This is a genomic window from Kitasatospora sp. NPDC094019, from assembly GCF_044764505.1.
Lineage (GTDB): Bacteria > Actinomycetota > Actinomycetes > Streptomycetales > Streptomycetaceae > Kitasatospora.
In genome coordinates this window covers 404,772-425,570 of record NZ_JBIWIF010000008.1, presented here as the reverse complement: position 1 = coordinate 425,570, position 20,799 = coordinate 404,772, and the positions used below count along the sequence as shown (strand labels likewise).

The window sequence follows — 20,799 nt, the reverse complement described above, 5'->3', positions numbered from 1 at the left end:
CCTCTCCATCGGAAAGGGGGGCGACAGTTTCCGGCCGGAGCACGGCCGGAGAGGCTCAGAAGGCCGGAATCACGCCTTCTTGGCGCGCGAAGCCGAACGGCCGCGCTCCTTCTGGTCCAGGACGACCTTACGGATACGCACGGTCTCCGGGGTCACCTCGATGCACTCGTCCTCGCGGCAGAACTCCAGCGACTGCTCCAGCGAGAGCTTGCGCGGCGGCACCAGGTTCTCGGTGGTGTCGGAGGAGGCCGCACGCATGTTGGTGAGCTTCTTCTCCTTGGTGATGTTGATGTCCATGTCGTCCTGGCGCGAGTTCTCGCCGACGATCATGCCCTCGTACACCTCGGTGGTGGGCTCCACGAAGAGCGTGCCGCGCTCCTGGATGCCCATCATCGCGAACGGCGTCACGACGCCCGCGCGGTCCGCCACCAGCGAGCCGTTGTTGCGCATCCGGAGCTCGCCGAACCACGGCTCGTGGCCCTCGAAGATGGAGTGCGCGATGCCGGTGCCGCGGGTGTCGGTCAGGAACTGGGTCCGGAAGCCGATCAGACCGCGCGACGGCACGATGAACTCCATGCGGACCCAGCCGGAGCCGTGGTTCGTCATGGTCTCCATGCGGCCCTTGCGGGTCGCCATGAGCTGGGTGATCGCGCCGAGGTACTCCTCGGGGCTGTCGATGGTCATCCGCTCGACCGGCTCGTGGGTCTTGCCGTTGATGACCTTGGTGACGACCTGCGGCTTGCCGACGGTCAGCTCGAAGAGCTCCCGGCGCATCGTCTCGACCAGGATGGCCAGCGCCAGCTCGCCGCGGCCCTGGACCTCCCAGGCGTCGGGGCGCTCGGTCGGCAGCACGCGGAGCGAGACGTTACCGATCAGCTCGCGGTCCAGGCGGTCCTTCACCATGCGGGCGGTGACCTTGTGGCCCTTGCCGCCCTTGCCGACCAGCGGCGAGGTGTTGGTGCCGATGACCATCGAGATGGCCGGCTCGTCCACCGTGATCAGCGGCAGGGCGATCGGGTTCTCCGGGTCGGCCAGGGTCTCGCCGATCATGATGTCCGGGATACCCGCCACGGCGCAGATGTCGCCGGGGCCGGCCACCTCGGCCGGCTTGCGGGTGAGCGCCTCGGTCATCAGCAGCTCGGTGATCTTGACGTTCTGGATCGAACCGTCGCGCTTGATCCACGCGACCTGCTGGCCCTTGCGCAGCTCGCCCTGCTCGACGCGGCAGAGCGCGATACGGCCGAGGAAGTTGTCCGCGTCCAGGTTGGTGACGTGGGCCTGGAGCGGCGCGTCCTCGTCGTAGGTCGGGGCCGGCACGTGCTGCAGGATGGTGGAGAAGAACGGCTCCAGCGAGTCGCTGTCGGCCGGCACGGTGCCGTTCTCCGGCTTGGTCATCGAGGCGACGCCGTCACGCGCACAGGCGTAGACGATCGGGAACTCGATCTGGTCCTCGGTGGCGTCGAGGTCCAGGAAGAGGTCGTAGGTCTCGTTGATGACCTCGTCGATCCGGGAGTCCGGGCGGTCGGTCTTGTTGATGCAGAGGATGACCGGCAGCTTGGCCGTCAGCGCCTTGCGGAGCACGAAGCGGGTCTGCGGCAGCGGGCCCTCGGAGGCGTCGACCAGCAGTACGACCGCGTCGACCATCGACAAGCCGCGCTCGACCTCGCCACCGAAGTCGGCGTGGCCGGGGGTGTCGATGATGTTGATCGTGATCGGCGCGCCACCCTCCTTGGGGTGGTACTTGACGGCGGTGTTCTTCGCGAGAATGGTGATGCCCTTCTCGCGCTCCAGGTCGTTGGAGTCCATCATCCGGTCGTCGAGGTGCTGGTGGGCCGCGAAGGCGCCGGCCTGCTTCAGCATGGCGTCGACCAGGGTGGTCTTGCCGTGGTCGACGTGAGCGACGATGGCAACGTTGCGGATGTCATTGCGCGTGGGCATGCTGAGCGGATTCTCCCGGAATCGTGGGTTACGGCGCCCGGCTGCGTGACGCCGACCGGCGATCCCTGTTGATCGCCGCCGCCCGTTCCGCCTGCTACTACCGGTCCACCCGCCGGGCACGACATGCCACGGCTTCCTCCTATCGTACGGGGAACCGCCCAGCTCGGCCGAAACGGGACCCGTCCGGGGGAGCAAGATCACAACGCCGACACCCTCGATTCACCGGGTTCTCGGCTCCGGTCCACCCTCCGACCAGCCGATGTCCCGCAGTCGGGGACGGGTGAAGCCCCAGACCCCGGCGCCGGCGAGACCGTCCCGGACGGCCACCAGTTCGGGCCGCTGGAACAGCGGTACCGAGTGGCCCAGCTGCCAGATCCGCACATCCGTCTCCTGGACCAGGGCCCGGCGGGCGTCCGGGTCGGGCTCGGCGGCGGCGCGGTCGAAGAGGCGGTCGATCTCCTCCGTCCCGGCCCGGGCGTAGTTGCTGCCGGGGACCGGCGCGCCGTCCGGACCGGGACGGGGCTTGGCGTAGACCGGCCGCTGCTCGCCGGCCGGGCCGGGACCGGCCGGCCAGGAGAACAGGGCGAGGTCGAAGTCCCCGGTGGCCAGGTGGTCGCGGACGAAGGCTTCCGGTGCGGCCTCGGCCACCCGGACGGCCGCACCGGCGGCGATGAGGTCGGCCGCCACCGCGTCGGCCGCCCGCCGGAGGGTCGCCGAGCCGGCCGGGACCAGCAGGGTGAGGGCCAGCGGGTGGCCGTCCCTGGCCCGGGTGCCGCCGTCGGCGGGCCGGCGCCAGCCGGTCTCGTCCAGCATCCGCCCGGGGTCGGCGGTGCCCAGCACGTCGGCGTTGTCCCGGTAGCCGGGCTGGTCGCCGGTCAGCAGGTGGTGGCCCAGGGGTGCGCCGGGCAGGCCGAACGGGGCGAGCGCGGCGTCGGCGGCGTGCCGCCGGTCGACGGCGCGGGCCAGCGCGCGGCGCAGCGCCGGATCGGTGAGCGGCTCGCGGGCGGCGTTCAGGGTCAGCTGGGTGAGGCCGGTCCCGGCGGCCCGGTGCAACGTGGTGCCGGGCAGGGCCCCGGCGCGGCGGACCGCCTCGGCGGCGTCGCCGCCCGCGCGGTCGACGGCGGTGGTCAGCGCGGCGAGGTCCAGGCGGCCCTCGGCGAGCTCGGGGCCGCGCCGTTCGGCGGGGGTGGCCAGGAAGTCGATCCGGTCGGCCTTGGCCGGCTCGCCCCACCAGTACGGGTTGCGGACCAGGGTGACCCGTCCGCCGGCCGGGTCGTAGCCGGAGACCAGGAACGGGCCGGCCGTCGGGTGGGCGGTGCCGCCGGGCAGCGGGCGGCCGAAGGCGGCGGCGGTGGCGGTCTCGGCGGCGGGGTAGAGCGGGCCGAACAGGGCGCGCCACTCGCCGTAGGGCTGCCGGAAGGTCACCTTGACCTCGTGCGGGTCGGCGCCCTGGACGATCGAGTCGATGGCCGCGTACCCGGCGGGCCGGACGGCGGTGTAGGCGGGGTCCAGGCCGGAGAGCGCGGCCCGCTGGGCGATGAAGTCGGCGGCGGAGAGCGGGGTGCCGTCGCTCCAGACCGCGCGCGGGGCGAGGTGGTAGGTGACCACCTGGGGCAGTTGTCCGGGCGGGGTGGCCTCGGCGGCGGTCAGGTAGTCCTCGTCGGGGGTCCACTCGCCGCGCGCGTCCGGCCGGAACAGCGCCGGGTAGAGCGCGTGCGCCAGGAGGGCGGAGTCGGCGGTGGCGGTCGGCTGGTAGACGTTCAGGGTGGCCGGGACGGCGTCGACGGCCCAGCGCAGGGCACCGCCGTCGCGGACGGCGGCCCGGTCGGCCGGACGGACGTCGCCGGTGACGACGGCGGGCGCGGGCGGCGCGGGGTCGGGGGCGGTCCGGGCGCCGCGGGCCGGGCCGGGGCCGCCGAGGCAGCCGGCGGTGGCACCGAGGACGATCAGCAGCGCGGCGGCTGCGACGGGGAGGCGGGCGCGCATGGCGGCCATGGAACGCCGCCTCGCGGCCCCGGGCGGCGGCGACACGGCGGCCGGCCGGGTGCGGCACCCGATCGGCGGTACGGCCGCCCGCCCGGGCCGCCGGGGCACCCGGTCACGAAGGCCGGCCGGGGAGCCCCGCAGCCCCTGGGGAGCGTCTTCGAACCCGCGCCTGCGGGGCGACGCCGGGGGTTCGAAGACGCGCCCTAGAGCCCCAGCTCGAACCAGACGATCTTGCCCTTGGGGGTGCGCCGACTGCCCCAGCGCTCGGCGAGCAGGCTGACCAGTTGCAGGCCGCGCCCGCCCTCGTCGGTCTCGTGGGCGCGCCGCTGCCGGGGCTGGGCGTAGCCGTCGTCCCAGACCTCGCAGACCATGGTCCGGTCGCGCAGCAGCCGCAGCCGGATCTCGCCCCGACCGTGCCGCAGCGCGTTGGTGACCAGTTCGCTGACCAGCAGCTCGGTGGTGTCGACCAGGTCGTCCAGGCCCCGGGCGAGCAGCCAGCTGCACGCGGCCTCGCGGGCCTTGGCGACCGAGGTGGGCTCCGGCGGCAGGAACCACTGGCCGACGGCGTCCGCGGGGAAGGCGTGCACCCTGGCCATCAGCAGGGCGATGTCGTCCTCCCCGTGGTGCGGGTTGAGCTCGCCGAGGACGTGGTCGCAGAGGTCCTCCAGACCCTTGCCCTCGGCCGACAGCGCGGTGCGGAAAGCCTTCAGGCCCTCGTCCAGCTGGTGCTTGCGGCTCTCCACCAGGCCGTCGGTGTAGAGGCCGAGCACGGCGCCGTCCGGCAGCGTCAGTTCGACCTCCTCGAAGGGCTCGCCGCCGACGCCGAGCGGCAGGCCGGGCGGCACGTCCAGCATCCGGGCGCTCTCGCCGGGGCTCAGCAGCACGGGCGGGAGGTGGCCGGCGTTGGCGAAGACGCAGCGCCGGGTCACGGCGTCGTAGACGGCGTAGACGCAGGTCGCCAGGTAGACCTCGCGGGCCTCCTCGTCGGCGGTGGAGGTGAGCCGCCCGTACGGGGTGGAGCGGGCGGCCGGCGCGGTGTCGTCGCCGAGACCGCGGGCGATCTCGTCCAGGGCGGTGAGCACCTCGGCCGGGTCGAGGTCGAGCATGGCCAGGGTGCGGACGGCGGTGCGCAGCTGGCCCATGGCGACGGCGGCGCGCAGGCCGCGGCCCATCACGTCGCCGATGACCAGGGCGGTGCGGTTGCCGGGCAGCGGGATGACGTCGAACCAGTCGCCGCCGACCTCGGTGTTGTTGTTGCTGGGCAGGTAGCGGCAGGCGATCTCCAGGCCGCTGGCGGCCGGGTTGCCCGGGGGCAGCAGGCTGCGCTGGAGGATCAGCGCGCGCTCGTGCTCGCGGCGGTAGAGCCGGGCGTTGTCGATGCAGACGGCGGCGCGGGCGACGAGCTCCTCGGCGATGGCGACGTCACGGGCGTCGAAGGGCTCGCTGCCGATCGCCCGGGAGAGCTGGACCAGGCCGAGCACCTGGTCGCGGGCGACCAGCGGGACGATCAGGGTGGAGCGCAGCAGCGGGTCGGGGCCGGGCTCGGGGACGACGCTGCGGCCGGTGCGCAGGGCCCGGGCGTGCGGGGAGCGGCGGGGGTAGCAGAGGGTGCCGCCGGCCTCGGCGATGGGCAGGCCGGTGACCGAGCCGAGTACCGAGGAGGCGCCGCCGACCACGCTGGAGACGGCCACCCGGCGCAGCTCGCCGCTGCCGTCGGTGAGCACGGTGTCGCCGAGCCGGCCGGCGCTGGGCACGGTCTCGCCGGAGAGCAGCGCGGTGTACAGGTCGACGGTGGCGAGGTCGCAGAACGGCGGGACGACGACGTCCAGCAGCTCCTTGGCGGTGGTCTCCAGGTCGAGGGTGGAGCCGATGTGGGCGCTGGCCTCGTTGAGCAGCGCGAGGTTGCGGCGGACGCCGTCGGCCTCGCGCTCGGCGACGTGCCGGCTGGTGACGTCGGAGACCTGCCCGGCGACTCCCATCGGCTGGCCGGCGGCGCCGTTGAGGCGGTAGAGCGAGACGGCCCAGAGCCGGTTTCCGTCGCGGGTCGGGACGGCCGCGTGGAAGCGCAGGTCGAACACGGGCTCGCCGCTGGCGAGGACCTTGCGCAGGGCGGCGGTGAGGCGGTCTGCCTCGGCGCCGGGGAAGATGTCGTGCGGGGTGAGGCCCTCCAGGTCGGTGGGCGCCAGGCCCATCCCGGAGGCGAACGCGTCGTTGACGCGCTGGAGCCGGAGCCGGTCGTCGAAGAGGACGAAGCCGGTCGGAGTCTGGCCGAAAACCGCCTCCGACGCGGCCAGATCGGTCTCGATCCGGCGGAGCCGTCCGAGGTCGACGGCGAGACAGGTGGCGCCCGCGGTGGGCAGCGCGCTGTCCGGCATCAGGTAGAGCTCGGCCAGGCCCTCGCCGCCGTCGGCGTGCCGGTAGGGGGCGGTGCCGACCCATTCCTCGCCGGCCAGGGTGCGTTCCAGCCTGGTCCGGCCGCGCTGCCAGAGCTCGCGCGGCACGAAGGTGGTCACCGGGTCGGCGCCGACCGCCTCGACGGCGGTGACGCCGAAGAACTCGGCGGCCCGCTCGCTCCACTGGCTGATCCGGCCGTCCGGGCCGATGGCGAAGGTGGCGACCCGGATGTAGTCGTAGATCGAACCCGGGTCCCCGGCGCCCCAGCGCTGCTCCTCGGCGGCCGGGCGGGCGGCCCGGACGGGGGCGGGCAGCTGGTGGGCGGGGGCCGGCACGTGTTGGGCGCCGGCCTGCCCGGGTACAGCGGCATGACCGCTGCTGCTCGGCGCATTGCGCGCCGGGGTGCTGTTCAACGGACCGACCCCTCCAAACCCGCGACCGTCCGGATGTCGAGAAGACCGAGTATTCATCATCGAGGGGTACGTTCACACGCCCTCAACATCACAACATCAGATCGGGCGAAGGTTTTTGTCCTACCGCCCGCGCCACCACAATGCCACGCTCGCGCCCCCTACCGGGGCGCGCGCTCCCCCGAGGCCCTCCGGTGGCATATGCAGGGCGTTCTACTCCGCGCCCGGACTTCCCGGCAGCGCCTGCTCGAACCAGACCACCTTGCCCATCCCCTCGGCCCTGGCACCCCAGTGCAGGGCCAGCCGGGCGACGAGCTCCAGCCCGCGCCCGCCCTCGTCCGCCTCGGCGGCGTGCCGCTCCCGGGGCGGGTCCGGCAGCGGGTCGGAGATCTCCACCAGGAGCGTCTCGCCGAGCGTCAGCCGCACCCCGATCGGCGCGCTCGCGTACCGGACGGCGTTCGTGACCAGTTCACTGACCAGCAGCTCGGCGGTGTCGGTGAGCTGCTCGACGCCCCACTCGGCCAGCGTCGCGCGGACCAGCCGGCGGGCCCGGGAAACGGCGGTCGGCTCGGCGGGCAGGGTCCAGCCGGCCGTCGGGGTACCGGCCTGCCCGTGGCCGAGCCGGGCCAGCAGCAGCGCCACGTCGTCCGGCTCCCGGCCCTGCTCCATGGTCCCCAGCACCGCCTCGCAGGCCGCCTGGATCGACGCGTACGGCGCCTGGAGCACGGTCACCAGCCGGCCGAGGCCCACGTCCAGGTCCTTGTCCCGGGACTCCACCAGGCCGTCGGTGCACAGCGCCAGCAGGCTGCCCTCGGGGATCTTCAGCTCGACCGACTCGAACGGGACCCCGCCGACCCCGAGCGGGGCGCCCGAGGGCAGCTCCAGGATCCGGCCGGCACCGCCGGGCAGCGGGCCGCCGGTCCGGGTCGGCCCGTCCGACTCCTCCCCCGGCACCACCAGCACCGGCGGGATGTGGCCGGCCTTGGCGACGATCAGGGTCGCGGTGGCCGGGTCGAACACCGCGTACACGCAAGTGGCGAGCAGCGCCTCGTCCGGCCCCTGGGCGAGGTCGTCGGCCAGCTCGTGGACGTGTCGCAGCAGCACGTCCGGCGGCAGGTCGAGGGCGGCCAGCACCCGGACGGCGGTGCGCAGCCGGCCCATGGTCGCGGCGGCCCGCAGACCGTGCCCCATCACGTCGCCGACCACCAGCGCGGTGCGGTCGCCGGGCAGCGGGATGACGTCGAACCAGTCGCCGCCGACCTCGGTGCCGCTGCTGCCGGGCACGTACCGGTAGGCGACCTCGACACCGGTGGGCTGCGGCACCTGCTGCGGCAGCAGGGTGCGCTGGAGGGTGAGGGCGGCGGTGCGCTCCCGGGCGTAGAGCCGGGCGTTGTCCAGCGAGGAGCCCGCGCGGTCCGCCAGCTCGACGGTGAACGCCAGGTCGTCCCGGTCGAAGCCCTCGCGGTAGCCGGCCCGGCTGACCAGCAGCAGTCCGATCACGATGCCCCGCGCCCGCAGCGGCACCACCAGCATCGAGTGCACGCCCAGGTCCTGTGCGGCCTGCATCTTCGGGTCGCCGGCGTAGGTGATGTCGCTCAGCTGGTCGGCGCCCGAGAGCAGCTCGGGGACGCCGGTGCGCAGCACCCGGCCGCAGGCGGAGTCCTCGGCGAAGGTGATCCGGGCGCCGCGCCGCAGCATCACCTCGACCTCGGGGCCGTCCTGCACGGAGGCCGTGCCGAGCTGGAGCAGCGAGGTGCGGCGGTCGTGGCCGTGCCGGGGCAGGTCGTCACCGTGCGCGACGGCCTGGAGCAGGATGACGGCGGCGTGGTCGGTCAGCCTGGGGACCACCGCGCCGGCCAGTTCCTGGGCGATCCGGGAGGCGTCCAGCAGGTCACCGACCCGGGAGCCGAACTCGTTGAGCAGGGACAGCCGACGGCGGGCGTGCTCGACCTTGGCCACCGCGCGATAACGCTCGGTCACGTCCATCACGGTGCCGGAGATGCCGAGGATCTTCCCGGAGCGATCGGTCATCCGGCTGTAGGAGATCGAGCGGTAGCCGGAGCGGGCGGTGACCGGCGAGGCGAGGGTGACGTCGATGACCGGCTCTCCGGTGGCCAGCACCTGGCGCTGGATCGCGGTGATCTCGTCGGCGGCGCGCTCGGGCAGGGTCTCGCCGGTGGTGCGGCCGACGTGGTCCTCCGGGGCGGCGCCGTTCATCTCGGCGAGGGTCCGGTTGACGGCCGTGTAGCGCAGCTCGGTGTCGAGGATCGCGATGCCCAGCGGGGACTGCTCGAAGAGCGCGTCCCGCACCGCGAGGTCGCGCTCCACCGCCCGGACGGCCGCCGCCTCGGCCAGGTTGACCTGGAGGAACGGGTTGCCGTCGCCGTCGACGAGGAGTGAGATCCGGGCGTCCACCAGTACCGGGACGCCCTCCCGGTCGCGCAGCTCGGCCGGACCGGACCAGCGGCCGTTCCGCAGGGTGTCCTGGATCGCGGCCCGGATCCGGGCCACCTGCTCCTCGTCGGGGATCAGGTCGTCGATCCGGCGGCCGACCAGGAGTTCGTTGGGCCAGCCGAGCAGTTCCTCGGCGGCCGGACTCCAGAGCGCCACCCGGCCGGCGGTGTCGAGGATCGCGATGGCCACCTTGACCACGTCGAAGAGGCTGCCGCCGGCGGTCCCGCCGGGGCCGGGGCCGACCCGGCCGGGGGCCTCCGGGAGGGCGCGCGGTCCACCGGGGAACGCCCGGCCCGGGCGGCCCCGGACGCCGGCCGGGCCCGCCTCGTCGGACGCCGCCGGGGACTGCGCGGGCCGGACCGCGGGAGGTCCGGCGTCGGCCCGGGTGTCCGCCGCGGCGCGGTCCGCGCCGCGGCGCAGCCGGGCGCGGGCGGCGGCGCTCCCCCCGGTGCCCGCCCGGCGCGCTCCCCCACCGCCGTACCCGCTCCTCGACACCGACGCGGCCTCCGGCTCTGCTCGGGATCGGTGTCGCCGGCTGGGGCGGCTGACCGATGGTGACGAATAGTGCCGAACAGTGACATACCCAGCTGGGCCAAGGCTATCCCGTTCGCCGCGTCGGCCGTTCGGATTGCCGGGGCACCGCGCCACGCGTCGCGGCCCGGCCCGGCCCGGGGTCGGGGACCGGCGGCGGGGCGGAGTGCGGACGGGCTCGTGGAGCGGGGCCCGGGAGGGACCGGGGAGGCGGGCCCGGAAGGCCGGGCCCAGGATGCCGGGCTCAGGATGCCGGGCTCAGGAGGCCGGGCTCAGGAGGCGGGCGACCTCCGGCAGGACCTCGCGGTCGTGGTCGAGCCAGTCGACGTCGGCCAGCTCGGCGGCCCCGAGCCAGCGCAGCTCGTCGTGCTCCTGGAGCGGGAGCGGGTCGCCGGACAGCAGTTCGGCCGCCCAGAGCCGCAGTTCGAGCCCGGGCCGCACCAGCCACGCGCCGGGCAACCGGGTGAGCGCCCGGGCCCGGACGCCCAGCTCCTCCATCAGCTCGCGCTCCAGCGCCTCGGCCTCGGTCTCACCGGGTTCGGCCTTGCCGCCCGGGAACTCCCAGCGCCCCGCCACCTCGGCGGGCCTGCTGCGCCGCGCGGCGAGCACCCGCCCCCGGTGGATCAGCGCGCCGCCGACGACGATCCGGTTCTCCCCCGCGGGGTCCATGGCCTTGTCCATGGGCCCCGACCCTACGGCGCGCGGTTCAGTCGCGCGGCCCCCGTGCCAGGGAGTCCCCGGCGGACTCGGCCTCGACCCAGTACAACTGCTTGTGGCCGCGCGCCTCGAACTCGGCGGCGAGCTGTTCGGCCGCCTCCCGGCCGATCCCCCCGACGATCCGGAAGCGCTGACCGTTGTCGTCCTGCCGCATCACCCGAAAGGTGTCCATGCGCCCAGGCTAGAACGGCCCGCCCGGACGGCGAAGGGCGGACGGGTACCGGGCGGAGGGGGTACCGGGCCGGGGGCGGACGCACGGCGGCCCCGCCCCGGCCCGCGTGGGGGTCGGGTCGGGGCGGGGCTGGTCGGGACACTACGCCCCCTTTGCTACCGGCCGGTACAGGGACTGTTAACAGCCGGTGCGGCGGTGGCGGGACCGGCTTCCGTCCCCGGCCCCGGAGACCGGGCTCAGACCCGGATCTCCGAGGCGCGCTCGCCGGTCGACAGTCCCAGCGCGCGCCGGATCTCCACGGCCAGCCCGTCGCCCTTGCCTGACAGCGCCTGCGCCTTGCCGACCTCCCGCTCCAGGGCGGCCGGGTCCGTCGTCCTGGCCGCGGTGTCCCAGGCGTTGGCGGCGTCCAGCGTGAGCGCGCCCAGCTCGATCAGCTTGGCCCTGGCACCCTCCGGCCAGTCGATCCCGTTGGCCGACAGCTCGGTGACCTCCTTGCGGCTGGCGGTGGCCATCGTCCTCGCCCACTCGCGGTACTTGGCGGGCGCCACGTCGATGTCCAGGTCCGGCTCGGCGAACAGGGCGTTGTTGTAGGCGAGCACCGCGTCCAGGTAGGTGCGCTGGGCCCGGGTGAGCTTGGTCCGGTCGGTACGGACGCTCCCGGAGTGCGGCTGCTTCTCGTCCTGGAAGGTGCAGGTCACCCGGCGGTCGCCGGTCATCCAGCTCCGGACGCCCGGGTAGTAGTAGTACCCCTCCATCCCGTCGGGGACGAGCCAGGAGTCGAGCGCGTAGTCGTCGCGCACCGGGCCGCAGGACCGCGCGGCGCTGCTGCCCATCTCGGACCGGCTGGGGTACTGGTTGTCCAGGCCCCCGGGGAGGGTGACGGTGCCCGCGACCTCGGCGTGGTGCGGCGTACTGCAGGGCACCACCCGGACCCAGTAGACGCTGGCGGACTCGCTGTCCTGGCCGGGGCTGAACGGCGGCTGGTTGAAGCAGTCGCCGACCCGCAGGTCGTTGACGGCGACCGAGCCCTTCGGCCCGAGCCGGGCGTCGCCGTACCGCTCCTCGTCGAAGCCGATCGCGGCCAGCCCGACGAACGCGATCAGGGAGACGATCAGTGAGAGCACGGCGAGGATCAGGCCGCTGACGGCCAGGCCCCGGCCCTTCTCGTTGCGCCGGGGTATCCGGACCAGCGCGACCACCGCGAAGACGAGCGCCAGGGGCCACAGACAGAACAGGGCGGTGACCAGCGAGGCGATCGCGAAGCCGTTGGTGCGGGTGGGGGCGGCCGGGTAGGGGAAGCCGGGCTGGAAACCGCTCTGGGCAGCGGGGGTGACGGCGGCCCAGCCGGTCGGCTGCGGCGCGGCCGGGTCGGCCGGAGGCGGCACGTCGGCGGGGACGGCCCACGGGTCGGCGGCGGGCGGCGGCACCGGTCCGTCGGCGGGAGCGTCGACCGGTGCGGGCGGAGCCGGTGCGGGCGGAGCGACGGGGGCCGGACCGACCGACGGCGCCGGCGCCGGTTCGGGCGCGGGCTCCGGCGCGGGCGCGGGCTCCGGCGCGGGCGCGGGTGCCGGGACGACGGCAGCGTCGGACTCGGGCTTGGACACGTGCGATCTCCCCCGGCCCGCGGACCGCGGGCGGCAACTCGGCAGGACGACCCGAGGTGCCCGCGGACGGAGTCGACGGCCCGTCGGGTACGGGAACAGGCGCGCGACTCTACCGGATCCCGTGGAACACCCGCCCACGCTTTTCCGCCCCACGAACGACCCCCGCGCCGCACCGCCCGCACCGGGTCCGGCGCCGGTGCCGACACCGGTGCCGACACCGGCGTCAGCGCCGGGCCAGGACCTCCCCGTGCAGCATCGCGAACCACCCGTCCCCGGCCGCCGCCCACTCCCGCCACCCGGCCGCGATCCGGGCCAGTTCGGCCTCGTCCGCGAACCCCTGCGCCACGGCCGCCCTGGCGATGCCCGAGTCCGTGATCCGCTCGGCCCACAGCCCGCCCCACCACGCGCGCTGCTCGGGGGTCGCGTACGTCCAGGTGCTCGACGTCGCGGTGACCTCGGTGAATCCGGCCGCCCGGGCCCAGGACAGCAGCCGCCGGCCGGCGTCCGGCTCGCCGCCGTTGTGCCGGGCGATCCGCTCGTACAGCTCCAGCCAGTGGTCCAGCTCCGGCACCTCCGGGTACCAGGTCATGCTGGCGTAGTCGACGTCCCGGACGGCGACCACACCCCCCTCGGCGGTGACCCGGCGCAGCTCCCGCAGCGCCCCCACCGGGTCGGCCACGTGCTGCAGCACCTGATGGGCGTGCACCACGTCGAACTCGCCGTCCGCGTACGCCAGCCGGTGCACATCGGCGACCTCGAACACGACGTTGGACAGGCCCCGCCCGGCGACGTACCGGGCGGCCTCCGCCAGCACCTCGGCCGAGGCGTCCGCGGCCACCACCCGGCCGGTCGGGCCGACCAGTTCGGCCAGGTCGGCGGTGATGGTGCCCGGTCCGCAGCCGATGTCCAGCACGGCCTGCCCGGACCGCAGGCGGTCGCGCAGATAAGCGGCGGAGTTCTCGACCGTCCGGGAGCGGTGCGAGCGCAGTACGGGCTCCTGGTGGCCATGGGTGTAGACGGCGTTCTTCGGTGCGGTCATGGTGGTCTCCCCCTCGGGATCTGCCGTTCCTCGACGCCTCCGACGCTACTCCTTGTCCCGTATTTCGAGAAGATTTGTCTCACATACCGATCGCCCGGCCGGTCGCCGGACACCCCGGGCCGTACCGTGGACGCACCCGACCGAACCGCCCCACGTGAAGGGCTCGCCACCATGCCCGGCCCCCGCCCGTTCGTCCTGCTGAGTGCCGCCATGTCCCTGGACGGCTTCCTCGACGACGCCTCGCCCGAGCGGCTGCTGCTCTCCGGACCGGCCGACTTCGACCGGGTGGACGCCGAGCGGGCCGCCGCCGACGCCGTCCTGGTCGGCGGCAACACCCTGCGCGCGGACAACCCGCGGCTGCTGGTCAACGACCCCGGACGGCGGGACGCACGGACGGCGGCCGGCCGGCCCGCGTACCCGCTGAAGGTGACGCTCAGCGCGAGCGGCCGACTGGACCGCTCACTGCGGTTCTGGCACACCGGTGGCGAACGGCTCGCCTACACCACGGACACCGGCGCCGCCGCGCTGCGCCCCGAGCTGGCCGGGCTGGCCGAGGTGGTCGCGCTCGGCCCGGTCGTGGACCTGGGCGCGGTGCTGGACGACCTCGGCGCGCGCGGGGTGCGGCGGCTGATGGTCGAGGGCGGCGGCGGGGTGCACACCCAGTTCCTGGCCCAGGGACTGGCGGACGAGCTCCAACTGGTCGTGGCGCCGCTGCTGGTCGGACAGCCGGGCGCGCCCCGGTTCGTCGGCCCGGCGGACTTCCCCGGTGGCCCGGCCCGGCGGATGCGACTGCTGGAGGCCCGTACGGTGGGCGATGTCGTCCTGCTCAGGTACGCCCCGAAGGAGTCAGCCCCGTGACCGAGCCGCGTTCCGCGCCCGACGCCGGTCCCACGACCGACGCCGGCCCCACGACCGACGCCGATCTCGCGTTCCTCCGCCGGGCGGTGGAGCTCTCCCGCCGCTGCCCGCCCTCGCGGACGGCGTTCTCGGTCGGCGCGGTGGTGGTCGCCGCCGACGGCGCGGTACTGGCGGAGGGCTTCAGCCGCGAGACGGACGGCCACGACCACGCGGAGGAGGCGGCCCTCGCCAAGCTCCCGGCCGGCGACCCCCGGCTGCGCGGCGCGACCGTCTACAGCTCGCTGGAGCCCTGCGGACAGCGGGCCTCCCGCCCGGTGCCGTGCGCCGAACTGCTGATCACGGCCGGCGTCCCCCGGGTGGTGGTGGCCTGGCGGGAGCCGTCCACCTTCGTCGCCGAGACCAGGGGCGCCTCGCTGCTGGAGGCGGCCGGGATCCAGGTGGTCGAGCTGCCGGAGCTGGCGGAGGAGGCCCGCGCGGTCAACGCGCACCTGCTGGACTGAGGTCCGGCGGCGGCACCCGGGACGATCTTTTGTATCCTTGTTGAACATTAGGCTCGCATTTCGCGCGCCTCTTCATCATCCCGGACGGAGCCGCCCCGTGCCCACGACCTTCACCCCCCGCGCCCTGCTGCTGGACATGGACGGCACCCTGGTCGACTCCGACGCCGTGGTCGAACGCTGCTGGAGCCGGTGGGCCCGGGAGCACGGCCTCGACCCGGCCGAGGTGCTGCACACGGCCCACGGCCGCCAGGGCCACGCCACCATGGCCGTCCTGCTGCCCGACCGCCCGGTGGAGCTCAACCTCGCGGACAACGCGCGGATGCTCGCCGCGGAACGGGCCGACACCGAGGGTGTCGTCCCGGTTCCCGGCGCCCCCGCCTTCCTCGCCGCCCTGGCCGGTCACCCGCACGCCCTGGTGACCTCCGCCGACGCCCCGCTCGCCCGGGTCCGGATGGCCGCCGCCGGCCTCACCCTGCCGTCGGTCCTGATCACCGCCGAGTCCGTGGGCGCCAGCAAGCCCGACCCCGAGGGCTTCCTCAAGGGCGCCGCCGCCCTCGGCTTCGCCCCCGCCGACTGCCTGGCCTTCGAGGACTCCGGGGCCGGCATCGCCGCCGCCCTCGCGGCCGGCGTACCGGTCGTCGGCGTCGGCCCCCGCGCCGCCGCCCACCACCCCGCGGCCCACGCCGCCACCCTGGAGTCCGTCACCGTCACCCCGGGCCCGGACGGCACGCTCACCGTCACCGTCGCCTGACCGCGGCACGGCGGGGCCGGGCGTCGCCCGGCCCCGCCGCGTCCCCCTGGTCAGCCCCGGCCGTGCGCGCGCTCCGCCAGCCAGCCCGCCATCGCCCGCACCCCGACACCGATCGCCCGCTCGTCCGGCTCGAAGGTCTCGTAGTGCGGGTAGCTCGTCTCGATCCCGGCCCCCGGGGTACGCACCCCGAGGAAGCTGTAGGTGCCCGGGACCCGCTCCAGGAACAGCGCGTAGTCCTCCCCGTTGAACGGGAACGCGGTGCGGTTCACCGTCACCGCGTTCGGTCCGAACTCGCACCGCAGCCGCCGGGCCAGCGCGTTCGCCGCGTCCGGCGGGCAGAGCAGCGCCGGGAACGGGTCGCGCGGATACGTGACCACCGCCCCCGGGTACGTCTGCGCCAGCCGGCGGATCTCCTCCCGGACCTCGGCGTCCCGCTCCGGCGGCCAGCACCGGAACTTCGCCTCGACGACCGGCCGCCCCTCGGCGTCCGGCGCCGGCGCCACCCGGGCGCCGGTCACCAGGAACCGGGCCAGCGGCCCGTCCGGCGTCCGCACGTCCCGGACCATGGCCTCCAGGTCCGCGGGCCCCTGCGGCAGCGGCACCGTGCCGAGCGCGGTGATCGCGCCCACCAGCCGGGCCGCCGTCGCGGCCGCGTCCGGACCGCCGATCGCGATGTTCACCCAGTCCTGACCCGGCAGCCCGCTGCCCGGCGTCACGGCGAACCCGCCGACCGGGTACGGCCCGGTGTGCAGGGCGTGGATCTCCTCGACGCCGGTCCGCTCCAGCCACCCCTGCGCGATCATCGCCCGGGCGCCCACCAGACCCTCCTCCCCCGGCTGGAAGAAGAACACCACCGTGCCGCTCAACCGGTGCCGCAGCCGGGCCAGCGTCAGCGCGACGCCCACCCCGACCGCGGTGTGGATGTCGTGCCCGCAGGCGTGCGCCGCCGGCCGGCCCTTCTTCGGCGGCATGATCCCGTCGCCCGGCACCGCGTCCATGTCCGCCCGGTAGGCCACCGTCCGGCCCGGCCGCGCACCGCGCAGCACCGCGACCACGCCGTACCCGGGCACCGCCGTCCCGTCCGGCGAGGTGGTCCCGCCCACCCCGGCGGTCACCTCCAGCCCCGCCGCCCGCAGCCGCTGCGCGACCTCCCCGGCGGCGTACGTCTCCGCGCCCGTGGTCTGCGGGTTCGCGTGCAGCGCCCGCCGCAGCGCGACCAGCTCGCCGTCCAGCCGCGCCGCCACGGCGTCCACCGCCGCCTGGTCGACCGGGTTCCGGCGCCCCGCCGGCTCCGCCGAGGCCGCCCCACCGGAGGCCATCACCACGGCCCCGGCCCCGGCCGCCGCCACCCCACCGAGCACTGCCCGCCGACTCGGCCCGTAACCCGTCACGTTCTCCATCAGTCCCCCGTGATCCGATCGATGTGACAGTCAGTCAATCAGCCGACCACATGCACCGGTCAAGACCCGCCAGCCCCATTGACAACACCGGCCCCACATGGAACGACACCGCCCGGCCCGCTTGTGCAGCGGGTCGGGCGGCATGCGGGAACGGGGCCGGACCGGCCGCCGAGCGCTCAGTAGCGGTAGCGGGCCGCCAGGATGACGATCTCCCGGTCGGTGACCAGATAGACGAGGCGATGCTCGTCGTCGATCCTCCGCGACCAGGCCCCTGGCAGGTGGTACTTCAGCGGCTCGGGCTTGCCGATCCCGGTGAACGGATCGCGCAGGACGTCCTCGACGAGCCTGTTGATCCTCGCGAGCATCTTACGATCGTTCTTGAGCCAGGACGTGCAGTCCTCCCAGCCCTGCTCTCCGAAGACGAGCCTCACTCGACACCCCGCCCGGCATCAGCCGAGTCGGGGTCGATGAGCGTGCGCTCGGAGAGCCCTACGCCGTTCAGCGCGTTGTCGTACGCCTTGAGCAGGCGACGAGCGTTCGCCGGCGAACGCAGGAGGTACGAACCCTCCCGCAGGGCGGCGTAGTCCTCGGCGGAGACGAGTACGGCATTTCCGTGCTTGGACACGATCTCGATGGCGTCGTGGTCCTCGTTGACCTTCTTGATCAACGGAAAGAGATCCCTGCGGGCTTCGCTCGCGGTGATGGGCACGGCACGTACCCCCTTCGGCGAGTGGTACCGAATACGGTACCACTCAAGGGGCTCGCCGGACGGGTCGACGGGAAGAGGGTCGGACTCCGGGGAGTCCGGCCCTCTTCGATCCACGCACGTGCCAGGTCAGACGTTGAAGCGGAACTCCACGACGTCGCCGTCCTGCATGACGTACTCCTTGCCCTCGATGCGGGCCTTGCCCTTGCTGCGGGCCTCGGCGATGGAGCCGCAGGCGACCAGGTCGTCGAAGGAGATGATCTCCGCCTTGATGAAGCCCTTCTGGAAGTCGGTGTGGATCACACCGGCGGCCTCGGGGGCGGTCGCGCCCTTCTTGACGGTCCAGGCCCGGGTCTCCTTGGGGCCCGCCGTGAGGTAGCTCTGCAGGCCGAGGGTCTCGTAGCCGACCCGGCCGAGGGTGGCCATGCCGGTCTCCTCCTGGCCCATGGACTGGAGGAGCTCCAGCGCCTCGTCCTCGTCCATGCCGATCAGCTCGGACTCGATCTTGGCGTTCAGGAAGATCGCCTCGGCGGGGGCGACCAGGGCGCGCTGGGCCTCCTTGAACTCCTCGTCGACCAGCTCGTCCTCGTCGACGTTGAACACGTAGAGGAAGGGCTTGGTGGTGAGCAGGTGCAGCTCGCGCACCGAGGAGGCGTCGAAGCCCGCCTCGAAGAGGGTCTTGCCGGTCTCCAGGATCTTCTGGGCGGCCTCGGCGGCGGCCAGCGTGGCGGCCGACTCCTTCTTCAGTCGGGCCTCCTTCTGGAGCCGCGGCAGCACCTTCTCGATCGACTGGAGGTCGGCGAGGATCAGCTCGGTGTTGATGGTCTCGATGTCGTCCTTCGGCGAGACCTTGCCGTCGACGTGCACCACGTCGGGGTCGACGAAGGCCCGGATGACCTGGCAGATCGCGTCCGACTCACGGATGTTCGCCAGGAACTTGTTGCCCAGGCCCTCACCGACCGAGGCGCCGCGCACGATGCCGGCGATGTCGACGAAGTCGACGGTCGCCGGGAGGATCCGCTGCGAGCCGAAGATCTCGGCGAGCTTGCCCAGCCGGGCGTCCGGGACGCCGACGACGCCGACGTTGGGCTCGATGGTGGCGAACGGGTAGTTGGCCGCCAGCACGTCGTTCTTGGTCAGGGCGTTGAACAGGGTCGACTTGCCGACGTTCGGCAGGCCGACGATTCCGATCGTGAGCGACATGAAGCGCAGTCCCGGGGGCTTGGAGGAGTTGGGCCGGCCCGCTCGCCGGACCGATCCCCCAGTCTACGGGCAGCGGGTCAGGCGTCGGCCGCCGCCGGGGAGGGCTCCAGGAACTCCAGCCGGTTGCCGAGCCGGTCGCTGGAGTGGAACCTTCGGTACCCCGGCAGGTTGTCGTCCCAGACCACCTCGTGGCCGTGCGCGGCCAGCCGCTCGGCGAGGGCGTCCAGGTCTCCGATCCGGAAGCCCGGATGCCCCTTGCGGGACGGCCGGAACTCCGGCACCACCCCGAGGTGCACCTCCACCCCGCCGCCGCGGAACCAGCAGCCGCCGCGCGCGGCCAGCACCGGGGGCTTCACCAGTTCCGTCATACCGAGCACACCGTGCCAGAAGGCGCGGCACTCGTCCTCCGCCCCCGCCGGGATGTCGAGCTGGACGTGGTGCAGCCGTTCGAAGGTGAATCCGCTGGTCATGCGCTCCCCCTGGGGTGATCGGGCATCGGTCACACCAATACTCCGTCCGAAGACACGGAACAAGCCCCGACGGCCCATTACACAGTGTGGCGATGATCGGACCGTACGTTGGGCGGGTGGAGCAGAGCATCCGTACCCAGCCGCCAGGGCCCAGACGCCGACCGCCGAACGGCGCGGCCGGGGCCGCCGTCCCCGGGCCGGGCCGCGCCCCCGGGAGCACGGGCGGGCCGGCCGTCCGCCCCGCCGCCAAGACCCCCGGCAGAGCGGGTGGGAAGGCCGCCGGACGGCCACCGGGGCGGGGCGCCGACCCCGGTTCCCGACTACGCCCCGTGTCCGGCCCGCCCGTGCTGCGGGCCCGGATGGCGGGGCGGCTGTACGGGCGGCGGCGCAGCGGCCGCCCGACCCGGCTGACCGCCGTCGGCACCGGGGTGGCCGCGCTGGCGGCGACGATCACGGTGGCCGGCCTGGACCGGCTGGTACTCGGCGGGCTGGGGCCGCTGTTCGGCATCGGCTTTCTGCTGATCTGTTTCCAGCTCGCCGTCCGGGTCCGGTACGCGGACCTGCTGGCCGCGCCGATCAGCGGGCCGATCGCCTTCGCCGCCGCGCTGCTGCTGTTCGGTCCGGTCACCTCGTCCGGGGTGACGGCCCAGGTGGTGGCGCTGGCGACCAACCTGGCGACCCGGGCGGGCTGGCTGTTCTCCGGCACCGGGCTGGCCGCGGCGATCGTGCTGGCCCGGTTCGTGGCCCAGCGCCGGATCCACCGCGCGCGCTGAGGGGCGGGAGGCCGACCGGAACGGCCTCCGCCCCTCGGCGCCGACGGCGGAGCGGACCGGGAAGGCGAACGGGAAGCCGGCGGGCCGGCGCGAGGACGCGACGGGCTCAGCCCGAGGCCCGGGCGGCCGCCATGGCCGCGCCGACGATGCCGGCGTCGTTGCGCAGCTCCGCCGGGACGACCCGGGCACCGCGCTCGCGCAGCAGCGGCAGGAACTTCTCGTGCTTGCGGCTCACACCGCCGCCGATCACGATCAGCTGCGGCGAGAACAGCATCTCCACCAGGTCCAGGTACTCGTCCACCCGGCCGGCCCACTGCCCCCAGCTCAGATCGTGCCGCTCCTTGGCCGCCGAGGAGGCCCGCCGCTCGGCGTCCTTTCCGCGCAGCTCCAGGTGGCCCAGCTCGGTGTTGGGCACCAGCGTGCCGTCCACGAACAGGGCGCTGCCGATGCCGGTGCCGAAGGTCAGCACCAGCACCACGCCCTCCTGTCCCCGGCCGGCCCCGTGGGTGGTCTCGGCGAGACCGGCCGCGTCGGCGTCGTTGAGCACCACGGCCGGCAGGTCCAGCGCCTCCCGGAACAGTCCGGCCGCGTCCAGGCCGATCCAGCCCTTGTCGACATTGGCGGCGGTCCTGGTGTGCCCGTCGACCACCACGCCGGGGAAGGTCAGACCGACCGGTCCCCGGTGGTCGAAGTGGCGGACCACCTCGCGGACGGCGGCGACCACCGCCTCCGGCGCGGAGGGCTGCGGGGTGAGGACCTTGTGCCGTTCCTGCGCGAGCACGCCCCGGGCCAGGTCGACGGGGGCACCCTTGATGCCCGATCCGCCGATGTCCACACCGAATACCGCCGTCATCTCGACCGCCCTCCGCCCGAACGTTGTCCACAGACCTGTG

Annotated in this window: 16 protein-coding genes and 1 pseudogene; 3 read left to right on the top strand and 14 right to left on the bottom strand. The window is 74.3% G+C overall.

Annotated elements, in window-relative coordinates; genetic code table 11:
• Positions 1–69: 69 nt before the first annotated feature.
• The 8 genes from typA to ACIQ9P_RS20995 all read right to left on the bottom strand — a co-directional run bounded on the left by typA (position 70) and on the right by ACIQ9P_RS20995 (position 13,245).
• Positions 70–1,938 carry a translational GTPase TypA gene (typA, locus tag ACIQ9P_RS21030; protein WP_402357938.1) on the bottom strand — a complete coding sequence of 623 codons (1,869 nt, stop codon included), beginning with the start codon at positions 1,936–1,938 and terminating at the stop codon, positions 70–72.
• A gap of 219 nt (positions 1,939–2,157) precedes the next feature.
• Positions 2,158–3,933, bottom strand: coding sequence for an ABC transporter family substrate-binding protein (locus tag ACIQ9P_RS21025; protein ID WP_402357935.1), 1,776 nt, complete (start codon positions 3,931–3,933; stop codon positions 2,158–2,160).
• Positions 3,934–4,127: 194 nt separating this feature from the next.
• Positions 4,128–6,632 (bottom strand): SpoIIE family protein phosphatase, encoded by a 2,505-nt coding sequence (locus ACIQ9P_RS21020; RefSeq protein WP_402358033.1) that lies wholly within the window; start codon positions 6,630–6,632, stop codon positions 4,128–4,130.
• A gap of 309 nt (positions 6,633–6,941) precedes the next feature.
• Entirely contained in the window at positions 6,942–9,677 is a 2,736-nt protein-coding gene (locus ACIQ9P_RS21015; RefSeq protein WP_402357932.1) for a SpoIIE family protein phosphatase, read from the bottom strand.
• A gap of 294 nt (positions 9,678–9,971) precedes the next feature.
• The gene (locus ACIQ9P_RS21010) at positions 9,972–10,394 is read right to left on the bottom strand and encodes a (deoxy)nucleoside triphosphate pyrophosphohydrolase (protein ID WP_402357929.1); all 423 of its coding nucleotides are present in this window, start codon (positions 10,392–10,394) and stop codon (positions 9,972–9,974) included.
• Between the two features lie 25 nt (positions 10,395–10,419).
• Complete coding sequence (locus tag ACIQ9P_RS21005; RefSeq protein ID WP_402357926.1) at positions 10,420–10,602, bottom strand: SPOR domain-containing protein; 183 nt, start codon at positions 10,600–10,602, stop codon at positions 10,420–10,422.
• 236 nt (positions 10,603–10,838) lie between these two features.
• A complete protein-coding gene (locus ACIQ9P_RS21000; RefSeq protein ID WP_402357923.1) occupies positions 10,839–12,206 on the bottom strand; it encodes a DUF4190 domain-containing protein in 1,368 nt (455 codons plus the stop codon).
• Between the two features lie 223 nt (positions 12,207–12,429).
• Complete coding sequence (locus tag ACIQ9P_RS20995; protein WP_402357920.1) at positions 12,430–13,245, bottom strand: methyltransferase domain-containing protein; 816 nt, start codon at positions 13,243–13,245, stop codon at positions 12,430–12,432.
• Between the two features lie 171 nt (positions 13,246–13,416).
• Between ACIQ9P_RS20995 and ACIQ9P_RS20990 the strand changes: the two are divergent.
• Positions 13,417–14,603: pseudogene (locus ACIQ9P_RS20990) on the top strand (dihydrofolate reductase family protein).
• 97 nt (positions 14,604–14,700) lie between these two features.
• On the top strand, positions 14,701–15,354 hold the full coding sequence (locus tag ACIQ9P_RS20985) for an HAD-IA family hydrolase (RefSeq protein WP_402357917.1): 654 nt from the start codon (positions 14,701–14,703) through the stop codon (positions 15,352–15,354).
• Between the two features lie 50 nt (positions 15,355–15,404).
• Here ACIQ9P_RS20985 and ACIQ9P_RS20980 read toward each other — a convergent pair whose 3' ends face one another.
• The 5 genes from ACIQ9P_RS20980 to ACIQ9P_RS20960 all read right to left on the bottom strand — a co-directional run bounded on the left by ACIQ9P_RS20980 (position 15,405) and on the right by ACIQ9P_RS20960 (position 19,133).
• The gene (locus tag ACIQ9P_RS20980) at positions 15,405–16,754 is read right to left on the bottom strand and encodes a M20 family metallopeptidase (RefSeq protein WP_402357914.1); all 1,350 of its coding nucleotides are present in this window, start codon (positions 16,752–16,754) and stop codon (positions 15,405–15,407) included.
• A 176-nt stretch (positions 16,755–16,930) separates the two neighbouring features.
• Positions 16,931–17,185: a Txe/YoeB family addiction module toxin gene (locus tag ACIQ9P_RS20975; RefSeq protein WP_402357911.1), complete on the bottom strand. Its 255-nt coding sequence runs from the start codon at positions 17,183–17,185 to the stop codon at positions 16,931–16,933.
• On the bottom strand, positions 17,182–17,463 hold the full coding sequence (locus ACIQ9P_RS20970; RefSeq protein ID WP_402357908.1) for a type II toxin-antitoxin system Phd/YefM family antitoxin: 282 nt from the start codon (positions 17,461–17,463) through the stop codon (positions 17,182–17,184). Before ACIQ9P_RS20970 ends, ACIQ9P_RS20975 begins: the two co-directional genes overlap by 4 nt.
• Positions 17,464–17,589: 126 nt before the next feature.
• Positions 17,590–18,663, bottom strand: a complete 1,074-nt coding sequence (ychF, locus tag ACIQ9P_RS20965; RefSeq protein WP_402357905.1) for a redox-regulated ATPase YchF — start codon at positions 18,661–18,663, stop codon at positions 17,590–17,592.
• A gap of 77 nt (positions 18,664–18,740) precedes the next feature.
• The gene (locus tag ACIQ9P_RS20960; RefSeq protein ID WP_402357902.1) at positions 18,741–19,133 is read right to left on the bottom strand and encodes a VOC family protein; all 393 of its coding nucleotides are present in this window, start codon (positions 19,131–19,133) and stop codon (positions 18,741–18,743) included.
• 329 nt (positions 19,134–19,462) lie between these two features.
• Between ACIQ9P_RS20960 and ACIQ9P_RS20955 the strand changes: the two genes are divergently transcribed.
• A complete protein-coding gene (locus ACIQ9P_RS20955; RefSeq protein WP_402357899.1) occupies positions 19,463–19,906 on the top strand; it encodes a DUF6542 domain-containing protein in 444 nt (147 codons plus the stop codon).
• Between the two features lie 106 nt (positions 19,907–20,012).
• Here ACIQ9P_RS20955 and ppgK read toward each other — a convergent pair whose 3' ends face one another.
• Entirely contained in the window at positions 20,013–20,759 is a 747-nt protein-coding gene (gene ppgK / locus ACIQ9P_RS20950; RefSeq protein WP_402357896.1) for a polyphosphate--glucose phosphotransferase, read from the bottom strand.
• Positions 20,760–20,799: the final 40 nt, after the last annotated feature.